Origin of the sequence: Rhizobium sp. LjRoot258 (assembly GCF_964254185.1) — a bacterium.
In the GTDB taxonomy this organism is placed as follows: domain Bacteria; phylum Pseudomonadota; class Alphaproteobacteria; order Rhizobiales; family Rhizobiaceae; genus Rhizobium.
Genome location: NZ_CAXUST020000001.1, coordinates 3,672,620 through 3,693,078 on the forward strand (window position 1 = coordinate 3,672,620; position 20,459 = coordinate 3,693,078).

The 20,459-nt window shown below is 59.6% G+C and carries 18 protein-coding genes and 1 riboswitch; of the genes, 9 read left to right on the forward strand and 9 right to left on the reverse strand.

Going from position 1 to position 20,459, the window contains the following annotated elements:
- Positions 1-125: 125 nt before the first annotated feature.
- Complete coding sequence (locus tag ACSQ9D_RS18035) at positions 126-1,181, reverse strand: lysine-2,3-aminomutase-like protein (protein WP_436283314.1); 1,056 nt, start codon at positions 1,179-1,181, stop codon at positions 126-128.
- Positions 1,178-2,245 carry an EF-P lysine aminoacylase EpmA gene (gene epmA, locus ACSQ9D_RS18040; RefSeq protein ID WP_436283315.1) on the reverse strand — a complete coding sequence of 356 codons (1,068 nt, stop codon included), beginning with the start codon at positions 2,243-2,245 and terminating at the stop codon, positions 1,178-1,180. Before epmA ends, ACSQ9D_RS18035 begins: the two co-directional genes overlap by 4 nt.
- A 151-nt stretch (positions 2,246-2,396) precedes the next feature.
- Here epmA and efp point away from each other — a divergent pair, with 151 nt between their 5' ends.
- Positions 2,397-2,966, forward strand: a complete 570-nt coding sequence (gene efp, locus ACSQ9D_RS18045; RefSeq protein ID WP_024315381.1) for an elongation factor P — start codon at positions 2,397-2,399, stop codon at positions 2,964-2,966.
- 176 nt (positions 2,967-3,142) lie between these two features.
- Here efp and ACSQ9D_RS18050 read toward each other — a convergent pair whose 3' ends face one another.
- Together ACSQ9D_RS18050 and ACSQ9D_RS18055 are read right to left on the reverse strand one after the other, a co-directional pair.
- Positions 3,143-3,406 carry a YMGG-like glycine zipper-containing protein gene (locus ACSQ9D_RS18050; RefSeq protein WP_018855881.1) on the reverse strand — a complete coding sequence of 88 codons (264 nt, stop codon included), beginning with the start codon at positions 3,404-3,406 and terminating at the stop codon, positions 3,143-3,145.
- Between the two features lie 26 nt (positions 3,407-3,432).
- Complete coding sequence (locus tag ACSQ9D_RS18055; RefSeq protein WP_436283316.1) at positions 3,433-3,588, reverse strand: DUF3309 family protein; 156 nt, start codon at positions 3,586-3,588, stop codon at positions 3,433-3,435.
- A gap of 513 nt (positions 3,589-4,101) precedes the next feature.
- Between ACSQ9D_RS18055 and ACSQ9D_RS18060 the strand changes: the two genes are divergently transcribed.
- The 5 genes from ACSQ9D_RS18060 to ACSQ9D_RS18080 all read left to right on the forward strand — a co-directional run bounded on the left by ACSQ9D_RS18060 (position 4,102) and on the right by ACSQ9D_RS18080 (position 10,288).
- On the forward strand, positions 4,102-7,134 hold the full coding sequence (locus ACSQ9D_RS18060) for a helicase-related protein (RefSeq protein WP_436283317.1): 3,033 nt from the start codon (positions 4,102-4,104) through the stop codon (positions 7,132-7,134).
- A gap of 4 nt (positions 7,135-7,138) precedes the next feature.
- Positions 7,139-7,543: an RNA-binding S4 domain-containing protein gene (locus tag ACSQ9D_RS18065; RefSeq protein ID WP_436283318.1), complete on the forward strand. Its 405-nt coding sequence runs from the start codon at positions 7,139-7,141 to the stop codon at positions 7,541-7,543.
- Positions 7,544-7,737: 194 nt separating this feature from the next.
- Positions 7,738-8,076 carry a ferredoxin FdxA gene (fdxA, locus tag ACSQ9D_RS18070; protein ID WP_436283319.1) on the forward strand — a complete coding sequence of 113 codons (339 nt, stop codon included), beginning with the start codon at positions 7,738-7,740 and terminating at the stop codon, positions 8,074-8,076.
- 399 nt (positions 8,077-8,475) lie between these two features.
- Positions 8,476-9,048 (forward strand): CarD family transcriptional regulator, encoded by a 573-nt coding sequence (locus ACSQ9D_RS18075; protein ID WP_037116510.1) that lies wholly within the window; start codon positions 8,476-8,478, stop codon positions 9,046-9,048.
- Positions 9,049-9,424: 376 nt separating this feature from the next.
- Complete coding sequence (locus ACSQ9D_RS18080) at positions 9,425-10,288, forward strand: RNA polymerase factor sigma-32 (protein WP_018855886.1); 864 nt, start codon at positions 9,425-9,427, stop codon at positions 10,286-10,288.
- A 53-nt stretch (positions 10,289-10,341) separates the two neighbouring features.
- Here ACSQ9D_RS18080 and ACSQ9D_RS18085 read toward each other — a convergent pair whose 3' ends face one another.
- The 5 genes from ACSQ9D_RS18085 to ACSQ9D_RS18105 all read right to left on the reverse strand — a co-directional run bounded on the left by ACSQ9D_RS18085 (position 10,342) and on the right by ACSQ9D_RS18105 (position 17,256).
- On the reverse strand, positions 10,342-11,886 hold the full coding sequence (locus ACSQ9D_RS18085; protein WP_436283320.1) for a M48 family metalloprotease: 1,545 nt from the start codon (positions 11,884-11,886) through the stop codon (positions 10,342-10,344).
- A gap of 249 nt (positions 11,887-12,135) precedes the next feature.
- Positions 12,136-12,852, reverse strand: a complete 717-nt coding sequence (locus tag ACSQ9D_RS18090; protein ID WP_436283321.1) for a thiamine ABC transporter ATP-binding protein — start codon at positions 12,850-12,852, stop codon at positions 12,136-12,138.
- Positions 12,845-14,479 carry a thiamine/thiamine pyrophosphate ABC transporter permease ThiP gene (thiP, locus tag ACSQ9D_RS18095; RefSeq protein ID WP_436283322.1) on the reverse strand — a complete coding sequence of 545 codons (1,635 nt, stop codon included), beginning with the start codon at positions 14,477-14,479 and terminating at the stop codon, positions 12,845-12,847. Before thiP ends, ACSQ9D_RS18090 begins: the two co-directional genes overlap by 8 nt.
- Positions 14,479-15,507, reverse strand: a complete 1,029-nt coding sequence (gene thiB, locus ACSQ9D_RS18100; RefSeq protein WP_436283323.1) for a thiamine ABC transporter substrate binding subunit — start codon at positions 15,505-15,507, stop codon at positions 14,479-14,481. The genes thiP and thiB overlap by 1 nt, the downstream gene beginning before the upstream one ends.
- A 44-nt stretch (positions 15,508-15,551) precedes the next feature.
- A riboswitch (TPP riboswitch) is annotated at positions 15,552-15,663 on the reverse strand.
- Positions 15,664-15,723: 60 nt separating this feature from the next.
- Entirely contained in the window at positions 15,724-17,256 is a 1,533-nt protein-coding gene (locus ACSQ9D_RS18105) for an MDR family MFS transporter (RefSeq protein ID WP_436283324.1), read from the reverse strand.
- Positions 17,257-17,376: 120 nt separating this feature from the next.
- Between ACSQ9D_RS18105 and ACSQ9D_RS18110 the strand changes: the two genes are divergently transcribed.
- From ACSQ9D_RS18110 to ACSQ9D_RS18120, 3 genes are read left to right on the forward strand one after another with little or no spacing between them, the layout of a single operon-like run.
- On the forward strand, positions 17,377-17,907 hold the full coding sequence (locus ACSQ9D_RS18110) for a MarR family winged helix-turn-helix transcriptional regulator (protein ID WP_436283872.1): 531 nt from the start codon (positions 17,377-17,379) through the stop codon (positions 17,905-17,907).
- A 48-nt stretch (positions 17,908-17,955) separates the two neighbouring features.
- Entirely contained in the window at positions 17,956-18,606 is a 651-nt protein-coding gene (locus ACSQ9D_RS18115) for a thiamine diphosphokinase (RefSeq protein WP_436283325.1), read from the forward strand.
- A 3-nt stretch (positions 18,607-18,609) separates the two neighbouring features.
- A complete protein-coding gene (locus ACSQ9D_RS18120; RefSeq protein WP_436283326.1) occupies positions 18,610-20,436 on the forward strand; it encodes an ATP-binding cassette domain-containing protein in 1,827 nt (608 codons plus the stop codon).
- Positions 20,437-20,459 lie beyond the last annotated feature (23 nt).

The following is a 20,459-nucleotide window of genomic DNA, read 5'->3' on the forward strand; positions in this document are numbered from 1 at the left end:
TAAAGCAAACTGGAGAAAGCAGAACTTATGTTAGATTTCAATATTTTGTCCGAGAATTACATTCACACGTCGTGAGAGCGGCTTGCGGCACATTGTCCAAGAACAACACTTCTCTCGTCGACTTTTCACGAAGCAACAGGCGGATAAAGGTGCTCGGCGCCGCGATAGTCCGAAACTGAATAGCAGCCTTCGCCCGTCTTTCTGATCGACTGTCCAGCGATGACGGCCTTGCCGTGGCCACCGGGTATGTCGAGTATGTAGGTGGGTTGGCAGAGACCGGAGATCCGGCCGCGCAAAGCGGCGACTAGTTTCTGTCCTTCTTCGATCGTCAGCCGAAAATGGCTCGTTCCGGGCGCGAGATCCGGATGGTGCAGGTAGTAAGGCTTCACACGGGTCTCGACAAAGGCCTTCATCAACTCTGCAAGCACGGTCGGATCATCATTGACGCCCTTAAGGAGCACCGATTGGCTGATCATGACTATTCCGGCATCGACGAGGCGGGCGCAGGCCGCACGCGCTTCATTCGTCAGCTCGCGCGGATGATTGGCATGCAGGGCCACGTAAACAGTTTTGCCACTCGCTCTCAGCGCCGCAATCAAGGCCGCATCGACGCTTGACGGATCAACGACAGGGACACGTGTATGGAACCGCACGATCTTCACGTGATCGATCGACGCCAACTGGCGAAGAATTTCTGCCAGCCGCCGCGGAGACAGCACCAACGGATCGCCGCCTGTCAGGATCACCTCCCAGATTTCCTCGTGGTTGCGGATGTAGGCAAAGGCTGCCGTCATTGCCCCGGGGTCCAGCGTGCCGAGGCCCTGCGGACCGACCATCTCGCGGCGAAAGCAGAAGCGACAGTAGACCGGGCATACGTGAACGGCCTTCAACAACACCCGGTCGGGATAGCGATGAACGATCCCTTGCACGGGACTGTGGGCTTCGTCGCCGATCGGGTCTGCACGCTCTCCCTGAGCAACGATAAGTTCGACCGGGTCCGGCACGAATTGCCGGGCGATCGGGTCTGCAGCGTCCGTGCGATCGATGAGACCCGCGACCGTTGGCGTCAATGCAATGGCGTAATGCGCGGAAACCTCCGCCAAGGCTTCCCGGTCTCTTTGACCGAGCAGCCCGGCGCGTTCCAGACCCTCGACGGTCTTGATAGGCCCGACACTGTTCATCTGCCATACTCCGCGACCGGCGCCCACATCACCTGATCGATCCGCGACGCCCCGGTTGCCAGCATCACCAACCGGTCGAAGCCAAGGGCGATACCGCTCGCCTCCGGCATGATGGCAAGGGCGTCCAGAAAATCCTCGTCGATCGGATAGGTCTCGCCATAGATGCGGGCCTTCTCGGACATCTCGATCTCGAAGCGGCGGCGCTGCTCCGCCGGATTGGTGAGCTCACCGAAGCCGTTTGCGAGCTCGACACCACAGGCATAGACCTCGAAACGTTCGGCAACGCGAGGATCATGCGCCGACGGACGCGCCAGCGCTGCTTCCGACACCGGATATTCGTCAAGAATGGTGACGCGGCCGAAGCCCAGCTGAGGTTCGACCTTTTCAACGAGCACGCGGCTGAACAAATCCGCCCAACCGTCATCGTCGGCAACGCGCATGCCGATCCGCTTCATCTCGCTCGCGAGATGCGCTCGATCCGTCGCACCGTCGGTCGCAACGGACGCCAGGAGATCTATACCCGCATAGCGGTCGAAAGCTGCGGCAACGCTTATCCGGTCCGGCCCCACAAACGGATCGCACGCGCTACCTCGATAGGTCAGGCGTGTCGTCTTCGTGGTTTCTGCAGCAAGCGCCACAATGCGAACGCAGTCCATCATCAGGCTCTCGTAGCTTTCGTCCACACGATACCATTCAAGCATCGTGAATTCCGGATGATGCAACGGTCCGCGCTCGCGATTGCGGTAGACGTGCGCGAAGCAGGCGATGCGCTGCTCTCCGGCCGAAAGCAATTTCTTGCAGGCAAACTCAGGCGAGGTATGCAGATAAAGCGGCGCCGCCTTCTGACCGTCGGTCGTCAATGCTTCGGTGGCAAACGCATGAAGATGCGCCTCGTTGCCTGGCGACACCTGCAGCGTCGCGGTGTCGACTTCCAGAAAATCCTCGCTCAGGAAGTAGCCACGCAACGCAGACTGGATCGCATTCCGCCCAATCAGGAACGGGCGACGGTCCAAATGCACGCTCGGCGTCCACCACGGCGATACTTTGGCGATCGAGGGCTTCATCGGCATTGTCCTGACCGACCTATCCAACGCTGGGGCTGGCTATTTGCCGGATTTTAGGTTAGTTGCGCCCCAAAAGAACAATCAATTGCGTCTCCGAGGCTGTATCGACAGTCCTCTACGACGCCAAAAGCCGAGTTACAAGGAAGTCTTAATGGTCAAGGTCATCGCCTCTTCCGTCCGCAAGGGCAACGTTCTCGACGTGGATGGCAAGCTCTACGTCGTTCTGACTGCCCAGAACTTCCATCCGGGCAAGGGCACGCCGGTTACCCAGGTCGACATGCGTCGTATCGTCGACGGCGTTAAGGTCGCCGAGCGCTGGCGTACGACCGAACAGGTCGAGCGCGCCTTCGTCGAAGACGTGAACTTCCAGTATCTTTACGAAGATGGTGAAGGATTCCACTTCATGAACCCGGCGACCTACGATCAGGTGGTCGTGAACGATGAAACGATGGGCGATCAGAAGGCCTATCTGCAGGAAGGCATGACCTGCATTCTGTCGATCCATGAAGGCGTTCCGCTTGCGCTCGAGCTGCCGCGCCATGTGACCCTCGAAATTACGGAAACCGAACCGGTCGTTAAGGGCCAGACGGCTTCTTCCTCCTACAAGCCGGCAATGCTGTCGAACGGCGTGCGCACCATGGTGCCGCCGCATATTAACGCCGGCACGCGCGTGGTTATCGCCACGGAAGACAATTCCTACGTCGAGCGCGCAAAGGACTGATCGTGCGCCTGATGCGCTGAGAAAACGAAGGCCGCTTCGGAAACGAAGCGGCCTTTTTCTTGTCAGCAGTTGCGTTCATATCGCGACTGCTGTTCAAACAAAAAGCGCCGATCACGCCGGCGCTTTTTTCTTAAAGTAACAAAGTTAGGTCGCAGGCCTCCTCAGTCGGCCCCGCCTTAGTAGCGCGGGCAACGTGCTTCGTAGCGGCGGCCATATCTGTCCCTGTAGACGCAGTAGCCACGACGCTCAACGGACTGGCCGATCAATGCGCCAGCAAGACCGCCGGCTACGGCACCGATTGCTGCGCCGCCCCAGCTGTGGCTAACAGCACCACCAATAATGGCGCCGCTGCCTGCACCGATCGCGGTGCCTTGTTCAGTCGCCGTGCAAGAAGCAAGCGCCCCAACAAGGGCGCCAATAAGAACAATCTTTTTCATCATGAGATAACTCCGAGTTTTTTCGTCGCTTAGATGCGACCCATTAGCACAAGGACAATAATAATTACGAGAACTAGTCCCAAACCGCCGGAAGGTCCATAGCCCCATCCACGGCTATAACCCCAATTTGGTAAGGCGCCGATCAAAAGCAGAATGAGGATGATGAGAAGTATCGTGCCAAGCATGGTTCAAGTCCTCGACGTCAGTGCACTCGGAATGGACGAGAAACACGCATCACTGATTTTTGTTCCATATGTATCAAATGTTCCGCTTTGACGGTAAGACCACCCGATCAAGCCCGATTTTCGGTCGCTCCGCGTAACGCAACACCATCGCGAAAAGACTGAGGCAGAAGTCGCCCGGCGATTTCCGGGAAAAGCGGTTAACAAAGCCGAATCCAACCCGCCCACGCGTATGACGCGAATTTTACGATTCAGCATCTTGTGGGAAAAAGCGATTCAAAATCAATACTTAGCCGTGAACAAACACTGAATCAGCCGGAGTCAGCGATTCGTCTCCGATTCGTTCTCAAGCTGTTCCGAATCGGAAAACGAGCAATCTGCAAGCTATTCGCGCAACAGAAAACCGCGGAGTAAATTCAAATCAGCCCTTGCGTTTGAGACAACGGCTGTCCATGTGTTGTGTGCTTCGGAGAGGAGCTGACTTGATCTGGGGCGCCCCGCCTCATCTGCAGGACCATGACACTGACATCGCAGCCGATGATACTGAGTGGGCGCGGAGTAACCGCGGTGCTCGGGCCAACCAATACCGGCAAGACGCATTATGCCATCGAGCGCATGGTTGCCCACGGCACCGGCGTGATCGGGCTGCCGTTGCGGCTGCTGGCACGCGAGGTCTACACACGCGTCGCCGAAAAGGTCGGAATCCAGAATGTTGCGCTGGTAACGGGCGAGGAGAAGATATCGCCTCCCAACGCCCGCTTTTCGGTCTGTACCGTCGAGGCAATGCCGCGCGAGACCAAGGCAGCTTTCGTCGCCATCGATGAAGTTCAGCTTGCCGGCGATCTGGAGCGCGGGCACATCTTCACGGACCGCATCCTGCACCTGCGCGGCCGCGACGAAACCCTGTTGCTCGGCGCCGGCACGATGCGCCCGATTCTGCAGCAACTTCTCCCCGGAATCACCGTGGTCGAGCGACCCCGGCTTTCTCACCTGTTCTACGCTGGACAGAAGAAGACCACCCGCCTGCCGCAGCGCTCGGCGATTGTCGCTTTCTCCGCGGACGAAGTCTATGCGATCGCTGAGTTGATCCGCAGACAGCGTGGCGGGGCGGCCGTGGTTCTCGGAGCCCTCAGTCCGCGCACCCGCAATGCGCAGGTGGCGCTTTATCAGGCCGGGGATGTGGAATATCTGGTCGCGACGGATGCGATCGGCATGGGTCTCAATCTCGATGTCGATCACGTCGCCTTCGCGCAGGATCGCAAATTCGACGGCTATCAGTTCCGCAACCTCAACCCTGCCGAACTCGGGCAGATTGCCGGTCGCGCAGGCCGCCATGTTCGCGACGGAACATTTGGCGTCACCGGCCAAGTGGATCCTTTTGATGAGGAATTGGTCGAACGCATCGAAGGTCATGAGTTCGACAATGTAAAAGTGCTGCAGTGGCGCACAAAGAACCTCGATTTCGCTTCCATTCATGCGCTGCGGGCGAGCCTTGAAACCGGCCCTACCGTTTCCGGCCTGACACGCGCTCTGCCTGCCGTCGACCAGCAAGCGCTGGAACACCTGTCGCGTTACCCTGAAATCATTGACCTTGCTGACAATCCGGCGCGGGTCGAGAAGTTGTGGGAGGCGTGCGCGCTGCCGGACTACCGGCGCATTGCCCCGGCCCAACACGCCGATCTCATCTCCACCCTCTTTTCCGATCTCGTGCGCTATGGCACGGTAAACGAGGACTTCCTTGCCGAGCAGGTACATCGTGCGGATCGAACAGACGGTGAAATTGACACGCTTTCGGCGCGAATCGCGCAGATAAGGACTTGGACCTATGTATCGAATCGGCCCAATTGGCTTGCCGATCCGACACACTGGCAGGAAAAGACGCGGGAAATCGAAGATCGATTGTCCGATGCGTTACATGAAAGGTTGACGAAACGCTTTGTTGATCGCAGGACATCTGTGCTCATGAAGCGCCTGAGAGAGAATGCGATGCTGGAAGCTGAAATCAGTGTAAATGGCGATGTCTTCGTTGAAGGACATCATGTGGGGCAACTGTCGGGATTCCGGTTCACGCCCATTTCGGGAGCGGATGGACCGGACGCTAAGGCTGTTCAGTCTGCTTCGCAAAAGGCGCTCGCTCTGGAATTCGAGGCACGTGCTGCTCGCCTCCATGCGGCCGGCAATGGCGATCTCGCGATCGGCTCCGACGGTTCGATCCGCTGGTTGGGCGATCCGGTGGCACGTCTGGCGGGAAGCGATCATGTGATGCGCCCGCGCGTCATCATTCTTGCCGACGAGCAGTTGACCGGCAATGCGCGCGACCACGTGGCCGCTCGTATCGAGCGCTTTGTAAATCATCACATCAGCACGGTCCTGAAGCCGCTTGACGATCTGTCCCGCGCAGAGGATCTGCAAGGCCTGGCGAAGGGCCTGGCATTTCAGCTCGTCGAGAACCTCGGTGTTCTGTTCCGGCGCGACGTAACCGAAGAGGTAAAGTCCCTGGATCAGGATGCGCGCGCCTCCATGCGCCGCTATGGCGTTCGCTTCGGCGCCTACCATATCTTCGTTCCCGCTCTTCTGAAGCCCGCGCCGGCCGAGCTCATCACGCTCCTCTGGGCGCTGAAGAATGACGGTCTCGACAAGCCCGGGTATGGCGATCTCATTCCTGTGCTTGCTGCGGGCCGCACTTCGGTCGTGACCGATCCAGGTTTCGAGCGCACGTTCTACAAGCTGGCCGGCTTCCGGTTCCTTGGCAAACGCGCAGTTCGCATCGATATCCTGGAGCGCCTGGCGGATATCATTCGCCCGCTGCTTCAGTGGAAGCCCGGCCAGGCCAATCGCCCGGAAGGCGCATATGACGGCCGTCGCTTCACCACGACGACCGCCATGCTTTCGATCCTTGGCGCCACCCTCGAGGACATGGAAGAGATCTTGAAGGGACTCGGCTATCGTGCCGATGCCGTGAAGGCAGAAGAGGCGGCAGCCTATTTGTCGGCTCAGGACGCCTCGGCGGCACCGGCGACCGAAACCGCATCCGAGGAAAATGCCGAGAAAGCGGATCATGACGATGCCGACAGCACATCGGAGGAGCCCGCCTCGGAAGTCCCCGCTGCCGAAGCAGTGAGCGCCGAACAGCCCGTCGCCGCTACCGCGGAAGAGGCCGAGGAACCGAAGCCGGTCCTTCTCTGGCGGCTCGGTGGCCGTACGGACAATCAGCGTCAGGCTCGCAGCCCCGGCGAACGCCGCGGCGGCAACAATCGCAGCCAGGACCGCGGACCTGGTCATCGTCGCCAAGGCGGTGAAGGTGGAGAAGGCCGCGACGGCAACCGCCAGCATCATGGCAAGGACGGCGGCAAGCCACAGCAGGGACGCGGCGACCGCAACGAACAGCGTGGCGACCGTCAGGACCGGGGCGATCGCAAGGATCGCAACAACCGCGGCGGCCCGCAGCCGTTGCGCTTCGAGGCAAAGCCACCGCGCAAGGAAAAGCCGATCGATCCGGATTCGCCTTTCGCCAAGCTCGCTGCCTTGAAGGAGCAGATGAAGAAGTAAGCAGATGGGCGGGGATGCACAGCCAGGAAGCGGTTCGCGACAGCGCATCGACAAGTGGCTGTTCTTCACACGTATGGTGAAATCGCGCTCGCTGGCACAAAGCTACATTCAATCCGGGCATGTACGGATCAATGGCGAGCGCGCGCTCCAACCGAGCCAAACGATCAAAGCAGGCGATAAGGTCGAGCTTGCACTGGAGCGGCGCGACGTTGTCCTCATCGTCAAGTCGGGAGGTAAGCGACGTGGCCCGTACGAGGAAGCCCGGCTGCTCTACGAGGACCTTACGCCGCCACCCGATGAGGCAAAGCGCTTGACGCCTTACGAACAGGCGATCCGTGCCACCGGCGCGGGCAGGCCCACGAAGAAGGATCGCCGTGCAATCGACAGGCTGATCTCGGACGAGGATTAGAAAACTCTGTCCAAACTGCCGGGTTTTGCGATTTCTTTATTCTTGAAATCCGCAGGCAAAGCCGATACGTCACAGTCAACTTGCCGGATAGCGTGACTGCCTCCCAAGCCTGTCAACGCTTCCTCTCCGGTTAAGGGAAAGGCGCGACGTTCCAGGTTGCCCGGCCCCATTGTATGGAAGTCCTGGAGTTCTTCATGACCTATGTCGTGACCGACAATTGCATTCGCTGCAAATATACCGACTGCGTGGAAGTCTGCCCTGTCGACTGCTTCTATGAAGGCGAGAACTTCCTCGTCATTCATCCCGACGAGTGCATCGACTGTGGCGTTTGCGAACCGGAATGTCCCGCCGAGGCGATCAAGCCGGATACGGAGCCGGGCCTCGACAAGTGGCTCAAGATCAATGCCGAGTATGCCAGCATCTGGCCGAACATCACAGTCAAGAAAGACGGTATGCCTGAGGCAAAGGAATTGGACGGCGAAAGTGGCAAGTTCGAGAAGTATTTCTCGGAAAAGCCCGGATCAGGCGACTGATCCCATCTGTTTCGAAGCCTGAGCCTGAAACCGTGTTCAGTTGGCTGAAAAAGGCCTGAAGCGTGCCGCCGGCATATGGGTGGCATGTGTTGCGCGCATGACTCAGGCGCAGTAAATTATTGATTTCCTCATATTTTTGTGATAGCTTTTCTAAACTGATCCATTTGCGGCATGAAGCATGCCCGAACCACCACGAAAGCAAAACAAATCCACAAACGCGGTTTCCGTGACATATCAATGCCTTGAGCCGTGAGGTTCCAAGCTTGTGCGCGCGGATATGTCCGCTTTTGTCCGGTAGGACCAGAAGTAAGTCACCCGACGGATCTGACCGTCTCATCCGGGCCTGACTGACCCGGCTCCGGCTGCAGCCGGAAGCGTAACAGGGAGTTTTTGAATAGAATGACGACCCAGCAGAAAAAACCTTCTTCCGCACGTCACGGCTTCAAGACCGGTGAATCGATCGTGTACCCCGCACATGGCGTCGGTACCATCAGCGCCATCGAAGAGCAAGAAGTAGCAGGCATGAAGCTCGAACTTTTCGTTATCGATTTCGAGAAGGACAAGATGCGCCTGAAAGTGCCGGTCGCCAAGGCCATGAGCATCGGCATGCGTAAACTCTCCGAAACCGATTTTGTCGAGCGTGCATTGAAGGTTGTGCAGGGCAAGGCGCGCGTCAAGCGTACCATGTGGTCCCGTCGCGCCCAGGAATATGATGCCAAGATCAATTCCGGCGACCTCATCGCCATCGCTGAAGTTGTCCGCGATCTCTATCGCGCCGAGAACCAGCCGGAACAGTCCTATTCCGAACGCCAGCTTTACGAAGCTGCGCTTGATCGCATGGCACGCGAGATCGCTGCCGTGAACAAGATGTCGGAAACGGAAGCCGTCCGTCTCGTAGAGACCAACCTCAACAAGGGTCCGAAGCGCGGCAAGGCAATCGAGGAAGACGAATCTCAGGACGAAGCTGCATAAGCTCCTTGTTTTTCTTGCAAAAAACCCGGCCTCGCGCCGGGTTTTTTATTGGAACTTTTTCCGTCCTGGTGCGTTTTAACGATGTAGCTGCGGACCGCGTCGGGAACTGACATCACCCTCGAACGCTCGCATTCCTGTAAACGTTCGATGAGGAGCGGATCATGCCTTCCACGTTCTGCCTATCCGGCAACTTGAAGAAACAGGTCCTACCCGGCCGTATTACCGGCGCATAACGCTAAGCTAGGGTCCCATCTGGAAACGTCCAGAGTTCGGGGCCTTTATACGTTCAAGACATGAATTTGGTCTGGGCAGCAATGTCCGGAAGCAAGCATTCTTTGCCCTTTTTTGGCGTGACGCCCGAATTCAGGAGACCGATATGAAGAACATGTCAGCAGACCGGCGCATGATTAAAATCGCCATGGCGGCTCCCTACCTTGCTCGCGAAGAGGAACACGATCTCGCAATCCGCTGGAAGAACAATGATGACCGTGGCGCCCGCAATCAGATAGCCATGGCCCATATGCGTCTCGTCATCTCAATGGCGGGAAAATTTCGCAATTTCGGCCTACCGATGAGCGACCTTGTGCAGGAGGGCTACGTCGGTCTGCTGGAGGCCGCAGCACGCTTCGAGCCCGAGCGTGATGTCCGCTTCTCCACCTATGCAAGTTGGTGGATCCGCGCCTCCATCCAGGATTACATCCTTCGCAACTGGTCGATTGTTCGCGGCGGTACGAGCTCTGCTCAGAAGGCCCTGTTCTTCAATCTTCGTCGTCTGCGCGCCAAGCTCGCTAGGGGTGACACTCAGCTTACTCTCCAATCCATCCACCAGGAGATCGCCGCCGCTCTCGGCGTCAGCCTCTCCGACGTCCAGACGATGGATGCAAGGCTTTCAAGCAACGACGCTTCGCTTCAAGCGCCCTCGGTTTCAGGCGATGCCGACAGCGCCGAGAAGATGGACTTCCTCGTCAGCGATGATCCTCTCCCTGACGAGCAGGTATCGAACATGATTGATGGCGAGCGCCGACGCAACTGGCTCGCTTCCGCCCTGAAGCACCTCAATGAGCGGGAAATGAAGATCATTAGCGCCCGAAGACTTGCCGAAGACGGCGCTACGCTTGAGGAACTCGGCGCCGACCTCGGTATTTCCAAGGAGCGCGTCCGGCAGATCGAAAGCCGGGCAATGGAAAAACTCCGCAGCGCACTCGTCAGCGCTGACCCTTATATGGCCGCATCGGCCTGAGAGAGCTTACTCCCCCAGTGATGCAACTAGCCCGGTGAAAACCGGGCCTGTTCTTATTCTGCGATGATCTTGACGCGGTCGCCCGGAGAAACGGAGGCGCCGGTCGGCAAAGCGTTGATAAGCTTGAAGAGATCGAGCTTTCGATCCGTTCCCATCATCCGCGCAGCAAGCGTCGTGATGTTTTCGCCCGGCCGGACTTTGACGACCCTTATGCGCAGAGGCTTCAGCGAAGCCGTCTCTTCCGGCGTCATTCGGCGGAAGCTTGCCCGCAACACATCGGCTGTCTGCTGCAGTGTCGGGCTCCCCTTCGGCACCGCCGTCAGGAACCGGAAGATCTGCGAATTGTTGCGGATGACGGTGACGTCGAAATCCCAACGATCTGCGCTCGCGCGGGCCGTTGCCGCCTCCATCCCATTGACTGTGACCTGCTGGATGGTGGAGGGGTCGAGACCGGTGACCCAGCCGCTGGAGATATAGTTGGTCAGGCTCTGGTTTTGATTATCGGCGACGCCATCGAAGCGGATCGCGACATCGCCCGGGCCGGTCGCCATGACCGCCTCGACCTTGTTGTCGATCTTGAAATCAGGTGGCACGTCGAAGCGGATACCGAGCCCGCCATGCAGGAAAGTCTGGCCGCGGACATAGCCCTCCTCCGGGCTGTCGCCGTAGAGCAGGCCATCGATCCCGTCGAGATAATAGTCCCTGCCGTTGTCGCCAACCTTGCCTTCCTGGCCAAAGGCGCGCGCATGGTCGCGCGCGAGCTCGATGCGCTGCGCCGAGTTCGGGTGGCTGGACAGGAAGTCGAGGCTCTGGTCGGCCTCGGGATCGACCGACATGAAGCGGCTGTAAGCGGCCATCGAATCCAGGAACCGAGCCGCCGCATAGGGATCGTAGCCCGCTTCTCCGAGCATACGAACGCCGATGACGTCTGCCTGCAGCTCCTGCTGGCGCGAGAAAGCGGCCAATCGGAGCTTGCCGCGAGCCAGAGCCTGCTTTCCGGCAATGTCGCTGGACAGCACCTCGGCAACGACGCGGCTGGCGATAACTTCCGCTTCCTCACGCTTCTGCCGTTCGATGCCATGGTTTGCCGTGACGTGGCCCATCTCATGCGAGAGAACGGCAGCGACCTCGGATGCGTCGTTTGCAAGTGCCAGCAAGCCGCGCGTTACATAGAGATAGCCGCCCGGCAGGGCAAAGGCGTTGATAGCTGGCGAATTCAAGATGGTGATGCGGTAGGACTGGCTCGGATTCTCGGAGACGGCCGTCAACGCGCCTGCGATACGGGCAACCAGGCGCTCGGTCTTTGGGTCCTTGTACTCGCCACCATAGCTTGCAACGATGCGCGGATGCTCGCGAGCGCCCATGGCAGCGCGCGGATCGTTCTTCTGCACCTCATCGACGATCTGCGGATTGGAGGATGGTGCAACGCTTGGCTGATAGGATTGCTCGAGAATAGACTGGCAGCCGTTTAGCGCCATGCTTGTGGCACAGATGAACAAGGTCCGTCGGACCAGACGGCACGCTGAAGAGAGCACATCACTGGAAGGCGCGGGCAATTTCCACGTCGTCATGCTGTCCAGTCTGGCTCTCCAAGTCATCTTGCTTGTCGGCCGGCCCGCTTGCGCGACCCGGTCGGTCTCATGGTGATTCAACAGGCGTCCGTCCCCGTTCTTGCACTGCACAATCGGGGACACAAGTCTTTGCTGTAACTGATTTCCGCATCGGATGCATAGCGAGACTCTGACTAAATGTGGCGCCGTTGTATTTTAGCAAGCCTAACGTGCTTTTTGGAGTTTCCTCGGTCGCCTCAAATTATGGCGAAAGTGCCGTTGTGACTGTCAAATTCGTCAACTGCGGAGAAATTGCGTCAATCCAGGATGATCCTCGCAACCCAGAAACGTACCAATCGGAGCTGCCACGACAATCCTACCGCCTTCGATGAAGAGGCCGAAATCTGCGATGCGTTTGACCTCGTCCGGATCATGCGACACGACGACGACGGTATTGCCGGTCTCGCGATGCATATCGAGCAGCAGCGCCGCCATTCCGTTTCGCAAACCGGGGTCGAGCGCCGCGAAGGGCTCGTCCAGCAGGAGCACTGGACGGTTGCGAACAAGCGCGCGCGCAAAGGCGGTCCGCTGCCGCTCCCCGCCGGACAGCGTACCCGGCATTCGCCGTTCGAAACCGGCAAGCCCCACCTTTTCAAGCGCAGACGTGATCGATCGGCGATCGGCGGCCGTGAGTTTCATCGCCGGGTTGATACCAAGGCCGATGTTGGTGAAAATATCGAGATGCGCAAACAGGTTGTTGTCCTGAAATACGAGAGAGACGGCTCGTCTCGCCGGGTACTCGTCGGTCACGTCCTTTCCCGCGATCAGAATCCGCCCGCGGGCGGGCACATCGAAGCCGGCGAGCAGATTCAAAAAGGTCGACTTGCCGGCCCCGGACGCGCCCGTCACGGCAATCACGGCGCCGGCGGGAAGCCGGCAATCGAAATGAAAGGCTTGCCTCCCGAGTTGGAGACTGACATCGCGCATCTCGATCGAGAACTGCGGATCATGCATGGAAAGCCCCCTCGCGCCGCGCAGGCCCCATGGTCCCGGCGATCGTGAGCAGCAGGCAGACGAGGCCAAGGATCAATGCCAGCCCATCCGCATCGTTGGTCCGGTAGCTCCCCATGCGGCTATAAACGAGCCAAGGCAGTGTGACGAAACTATCCGAGCCGAACAGCGCAACGGCGCCCAGATCGCCGAGCGACAATGCCATCGCGAACGAAAATGCCGTGAGCATCGGCTTGAATAGCGCCGGCATGTCGACCAGGCGCAGCCGCGCCCAGCCGGTGACACCAAGGCTCGCCGCGAGTTTCTGCGTCCGGCGCTTGTGAACGATGAAGGCCGGCTCGAGCACACGCATCACAAAGGGCAGGGACATCAACGCGTTGATCGCGACAATCAGCAGCGGAGCGAACACGCTCACGTCGCCGAAATTTGTCAGTGCAAGAAACCACCCCGTCGCAAGGACGATCGGCGGCACCAGCAACACCAGCGACGACGCGCCACCCGCGGCAGCAAAAAATGCTCTCGCGCCGGAGGCCGCCGAACCCCGGAGAAGGACGGCGCGGCGCGCGCTCACCAGTGTCATCGAGACCAGCAAAGCGAGAACCGCCGCGGAGATCGAAATGGCAAGGCTGGTCGCAGCCGACTGCCAGAAAATGCGTTCGCTCAGGAGCTTCATCAGATCGGACCGAAGACCCGCCACGACGACGGACATCAAAGGTAGCCCCAGAAACAGCGCGGCGAGCATCACGACGCTGCCATCTGCAAGCCGCGCTGCCGGCAGCTGGCCATCCGGACGCCTGACGGCCTTACCTGCCGTCATGCCTTCGTCCTGCGGAGCGGGAAGAAGCGACAAGCCGCCAAGAATGACAGCGGTCAGGACGATCTGGAGCAGGGAGAGAGCGACGGCCCTGCCTGGGTCGAAATCAAAGCGAAGCGATTGATAGATGGCAACCTCGACCGTCGTTGCCGCAGGCCCGCCACCCAATGTCAGCACGAGCGTGAAGCTCGTGGCGCACAGCATGAAGATCAGGCCCGCGATACCAGGAATGACCGAGCGCAGAACTGGCCATTCGATGAAGCGGAAAATCGAACCAGGCCGCATGCCGAGACCACTCGCCATCAGCCAATATTCCGCTGGCACACGCTCCAGTGCCGCCAGCATCAAGCGGCACGCAAGCGGCATGTTAAAGAACACATGCGCCAGCAAGATCCCGGAAAGCCCGTAGATGCTGATCGGTTCCGCCATGCCGAGCTCGAGCAACAACGAGTTCAGTATCCCCTGCCGCCCCCAGATTCGGATCAATCCGAGCGCTCCGATCAGAACAGGGAGCCCCATCGGCACAGCCATGAGGCGAATGATCCAAGTACGGCCGGGGAAATGCCGCTGACGTGCTAGGGCCTGTGCGACTGGAATGGCAAGAACGACGGACAGTACTGTCGAAAGCAGAGCCTGCAGCAAGGTGAACCGCAGGATCCGCAAAATGTAGGGTTCGAACATCGCCGTCAGAATAGACGAAGCTCCGCTCGAAAGAAGCAAGGCAAAGGTTGCAAGGCCCACGAAACCAGCGATGCCGACGAGGCTCACGGCCCCGCCCAGTATCACCTGTCGCATCTCAGCCTTTGTCAAAAGCATCAGTTCATGCTCATGGCGGCCAGCCACTCGTCGATCCAGGCCTTGCGGTTCTCGGCGACTTCATCCGACCTCATCAGGAAGGTCTTTGAGGGGCTCACAAGCTTGCCGAATGCGTCGGGCAGCGGTTGCGATGTCGCCGAAACCGGCATCATCCAGTTGTTGGTCGGGATGGTATCCTGGAACCCCGGCGTCACCATGAATTTCAGGAAATCGCGCGCAAGCTCCTTGTCGTGCGCATTCTTCAGCAGGCCGGCCACTTCGATCTGTATGTAATGGCCCTCTGAAAATGCGGCAGCCTGATAGCGGTCCGTATTTTCCGCGACCATATGGTAGGCGGGCGAGGTCGTGTAGGAGAGCACCATCGGCGCCTCGCCCTTGGTGAACAGCCCATAGGCCTCGGACCAGCCGGGAGTTACCGTCAGCACGCGCTTCTTGAGTTTTGCCCAAGCTTCGGGCGACTTGTCGCCGTAAATAGCCTTTACCCACAGCAAGAGACCGAGCCCGGGCGTCGAGGTGCGCGGATCCTCTATGACGATCTTCTGCGAAGGGTCGCCTTCGACCAGCTCCTTCATGCTCTGCGGTGGGTTCTTGATTGTCTGCGTGTCGTAGATGACGGCGAAGTGGCCATAATCATAAGGCACGAACACGTCGTCCTTGAAGTCGCCCGGCACCTTAAGCGCAGCGACATCGACACCACTTGCCTCGAACAGGCCGGTTGCTTTCGCTTCCGTAGTCAGGTTCGTGTCCAGGCCGAGCACGACGTCTGCCTTCGTAGCAGCGCCTTCGAGCTTGAGACGCGACAACAGCGCCACGCCATCAGCCACACTGACGAAATTGACGCTGCAGCCGCATGTCTTCTCGAATGCTTCCTTGACCTTCGGCCCCGGTCCCCATTCGGATGTGAAGCTCTCGTAGGTGTAGACGGTGAGTGTCTTGTCCGCCGCCTGCGCGCCCACGCCGGCAAGGCCGACAGCCGCGACAAAGGCCGCGGTCAGCAGCGAACGGCTCGTGAATATGTGTTCGAACATGGCACCTCTCCTCTGGTTTGCTTGAAGGGGAAAAGGGCGGTGCCAGATGTCACGCGTCTAATCCCTCCGCCGGTGTTAGCCGGATCAGGTTCCGCGGGTTGGCTTTCAGCCTCTCAGCCGCGCACCGAATGGCACGAGGCACCCCGTTAGAGCGTTTGAAGGTGTATCGCCACGCTTGGTCTCTTGCAAGTGGCGGCCTCGGTCCGCCACCGGCATTTACTCCGCTGCTTCGGCACTGGCTGCCGGCCGCACCTCGGCCGCGCGAGGCAACTGCGTCGGCTTCAGCATCAAGGCGGTGCAAAGGCCGATAAGAGCGATCGCGCAGGAAGCCATGAACAGCGGAATGAAGGCATTGGCATAGGCTTCGGCCACAGCCTGACGCGCAACCTCCGGCAAAGCTGCCAGCATCTTCGGCGTCAGCTGCTCGATATCGGTCACGCCGGGAATGGAAAGTCCCGTCTTGCCGAGTTGTGAGCCAACGATCGCGCCATAAATGGAGATCGCGATCGATGCGCCGCCCATGCGCGAGAGCGTTACCGACCCGGTCGCCGCGCCGACATCGCGGGCGGGCGCCGCATTCTGAACGCCAACGACGGGCACCTGCTGTGCAAGGCCGACACCAAAGCCGTGAAGCGCCATCACCGCCCCGATAAGCAAGACCGGCGTTCCTGCATGAACCTGAGTGAGCAGCACGAATGCGATGGCACTGCAGGTCAAGCTTGCTATTGCAAACGGCTTATAGCGCCCGGTGATGGAGATGATGCGCCCGGCCGAGAGCGACCCGCAAACAATGCCGCCGGTCAAGAGAATAAAGAATGCTCCGGCCGCCGACGGTGAAAGGCCGGTCGTTGTCTGCAGGAACAATGCAAAATAATTGACCATGCCAATGCCGATCGCGCCGCTCATGATCGACATCACAAGCAACAGGCTGAACGTGGAATTGCGGAACAGCGACAGAGGAACAATCGGCTCGGCGGCGCGACGCTCGACGAAAATCCATCCGATGACTGCAGCGACACCAAGCGCCACCATGGCGAGGTTCTGCGGTGCCACCAGCGAACCGAAGAGCTGAGCGCCATCGGCGGCCAGCACGATGCTTGCCGTCGTCAAGGCGAGCAGCAGGGCGCCGGCATAATCGATCTTCGGACGACGATTCGGCTTCCGGTAAGGCAGCATCAGTGCCAGGCCGACAAGGACAACAAAACCGATCGGAACGTTGACGAGGAAGATCGAGCGCCAACCGAAGAGATCGCTCATCGCACCACCGAGCACCGGTCCGATAGCGCCGGACGCCATCAACACAAGGCTCGAATAGCTCTGGTAACGCGCGCGTTCGCGGGGCTCAAACAAATCGGCGTTGACCGCAAAGATCGATACCATGATCCCACCCCCGCCAAGCCCCTGCAGCACGCGGGCCGCAATCAGCGTGTTCATGGATATAGCCAGTCCGCAGACGGCTGAGCCGACCGTGAAGATCATGATCGCGGCCATCATCACATACTTGCGGCCGAAGAGATCACCAAGCTTGCCGTAAAGCGGCATCACTGCGCTCACAGCGAGGAGATAGGCAGAGCCGATCCAGCCAAACCGTTCGAGATGGCCGAACTCGCCAACGATCGTCGGCAGGGCCGTTGCAACGATCTGGTTGTCGAGCGTCGCCATGAACATGGCTGCCATCAGGAAAAGGAAGAGGATGAACCGCCGACGATGATCTGTCACAAGCGGCGCCGCGGCAATTTGAGTGTCCATGAAGTGTCGTTCCGAATGAGGCGTTGAAACAACTTATGTGCTATTAGCATATATTTGTCAATGTCACTTGATTGACCTCGGCATATTCTCAATCGACACATGACATGCTATATTTCCGGAATGAACGAGAGCTTGATGAACCTCACCAACACGGACCCCACCACCAACGAGCCGGGCATTGTGCGCATCGGTCAAAGCATGACACGCATGCGCCTCATGACCGGGCGCCGACTGATCGGGCGGCTCGCCATCCAGAGTGTGGCTCCCGGTCTTGAGCTATCGCACCTTGACGTACTGGACGCTGTGCGGCGCGCTCAGGAGACCGGTGAAGTAACAGTCGGGACGATCGCCGAGATGATGCGGATCGATCCGTCGCGCGCGAGCCGCATCGTCGCGGATATGGTCGGACGCAATATTCTGCGGCGAAAGGCATCACAGACCGATGCGCGACGGATCATTGTGGTGATGACGCCACTCGGACAGAGGCTGTTGTCGGAGATACGCGCGCAGAAGCTCACGTTCGTTTCCGAAGTGGTCAAAGACTGGAAACCGGAAGAGATCGAGGCGTTCGGGGAGCTGTTCGAGAAGTTCATTTCCGGCTACGAGGACGTTTTTCAAGCGCGCATCAAGGATATCGTCGGCGAAGCCTGAACGGCGGCCCTTTCCCTTCCCCCCCGCTTTGCGCTATGGGCAATGCGCATGAGCCAATCCACCTTCACCATTCTGCTTGGCGGCGAGTTGCAGGTAACCGATCGTCTGCGCGACGCCATCTCGGACAGCCGTTTCATTGCGGCCGACGGGGGAATGCGTCATGCGGCTGCGCTCGGCGTCGTTCCGGAGCTCTGGGTCGGTGATTTCGACTCGACGCCAACTGATCTTGCGGGCGCCTTTCCGGCTGTGCCGAGACAACCCTACCCCGCCGCAAAGGCTTCCACCGATGGTGAGATTGCGGTCTCAGAAGCGATCGCACGTGGGGCGAAACGTCTTATTTTGGCAGGTGCCCTCGCGGGTGAGCGTTCCGACCATGCCATCCAGCACCTGCTCTATGCCGTCAGCCTTGCAGAACAGGGCTATGACATGCTTCTGACGTCGGGCGGGGAGGAGGCTGTGCCACTGATTGCCGGCAAAATCGAGCTGGACCTGCCGCCTGACAGTCTCTTTTCGGTTCCCGGTCTCAGCGAACTTCACGGGCTGACGATCGAAAACGCGCGCTACCCGCTGGCCGATTTCCATTTGCCCTTCGGCTCGTCGCGCACCATTTCCAATGTCGCGAACGGCAAGGTGCGCTTTTCGCTCGAGAGCGGCCGAGCCATTGTGCTCGCCCGCCCCTATGACCTTTCCGGAGTCTGATCTTTGGCGCCTCCCATTCTGAAACTCGATGACGTCTTTCTCAGCTTCGGCGGCACCCCATTGCTTGCCGGCGCCGCCCTGCAGGTGGAGCCTGGAGACAAGATCTGTCTCGTCGGCCGCAACGGCTCTGGAAAGTCGACGCTTCTGAAAATCGCCGCCGGCATCACCGAAGCGCAGTCGGGCGAGGTCTTCCGCCACCCGTCGTCAACGGTGCGCTACCTCGAACAGGCCCCTGATTTCGCAGGCTACAAGACCGTGCAGGCCTATGCCGAAGCGGGGCTTGGTCCCGGCGACGACCACTACCGTGTTACCTATCTCCTCTCGCACCTCGGGCTCACCGGCGACGAGGATCCCAACAACCTCTCAGGAGGCGAGGCGCGCCGCGCCGCCCTCGCACGTGTCCTAGCGCCCGAGCCCGATATCCTGCTCCTCGACGAGCCGACCAACCATCTCGACCTGCCGACCATCGAATGGCTGGAAAGCGAACTGCAGAAGAGCCGCAGTGCGCTCGTCCTGATCTCCCACGACCGGCGCTTCCTCGAGAAGGTTTCGACGGCGACCGTCTGGCTGGACCGCGGCACCTCGCGCCGGCTCGACAAGGGCTTCGCCCATTTCGAAGCCTGGCGTGACCAGGTGCTGGAAGCGGAAGAACTTGAACAGCACAAGCTCGGCAAGGCAATCGAGCGCGAAGAGCACTGGCTGCGTTACGGTGTCACCGCACGGCGCAAGCGCAACATGCGCCGCCTCGGCGAACTGCAGACCATGCGCACGCAATATCGCGGCCACAAAGGCCCGCAAGGGACCGTGCAGGCCACGGTTTCCGACGCGCAGGAATCCGGCAAACTCGTTGTCGAGGCCGACAAGATCACGAAGACCTTCGGGGATAGGCCCATTGTCGCACCCTTCTCCATCCGCGTGCATCGCGGTGATTGCATCGGTCTCGTCGGCCCGAACGGCGCCGGCAAGACGACGCTCCTGAAGATGCTGACCGGACAACTCGCGCCGGACAGCGGCACGATAAAACTCGGGACCAATCTGGAAATCGCGACGCTGGATCAGAAGCGCGAAGACCTCAATCCAGACGAAACGCTCGCCCACTACCTGACGGATGGCCGCGGCGAGAACCTGCTCGTCAACGGTGAACAGAGGCACGTGACCGGCTACATGAAGGAGTTCCTGTTCCAGCCTGAACAGACGCGGACGCCGATCAGGAATCTATCCGGTGGCGAGCGCGCGCGACTGATGCTGGCGCGGATCATGTCGCGTCCGGCAAACCTATTGATCCTCGACGAGCCAACCAACGATCTAGACATCGAGACGCTGGATCTGCTGCAGGAAATCGTTGCAGGCTTCCCCGGCACCGTCATCCTCGTCAGCCACGACCGCGACTTTCTCGACCGCACGGTAACGTCGACGATCGCCCCGGCGGTCCCGGATGCACCTGATGGACGCTGGATCGAATATGCAGGCGGCTATTCGGACATGCTCGCGCAACGAAAGGGCATCGCCGACGAGCGAAGGAAGGCCGAGAAGGCGGCGGAACGATCGAAACCGCGGGATGCAGCAGCCCCGGCCGAGACTGCGAAAGGAAAGGCTAAGCTCTCGTTCAAGCAGAAGTTCGCGCTCGAAAATCTCCCGAAGGAAATGGCCAAGGCCGAAGCCGAGATCGCAAAACGGGAGGAGCGGATGACGGACTCCGGCCTGTTCACCAAGGACCCCACCACATTCAACCGTCTGGCAGCGGAGATGGAGAAGCTCCGGGACAGCCTGACGAAAATGGAAGAGGAATGGCTGGAACTCGAGATGCTGCGGGAGGAATTGGAGGGCTAAGGCCCTCTCGCGCCCTTTCAATC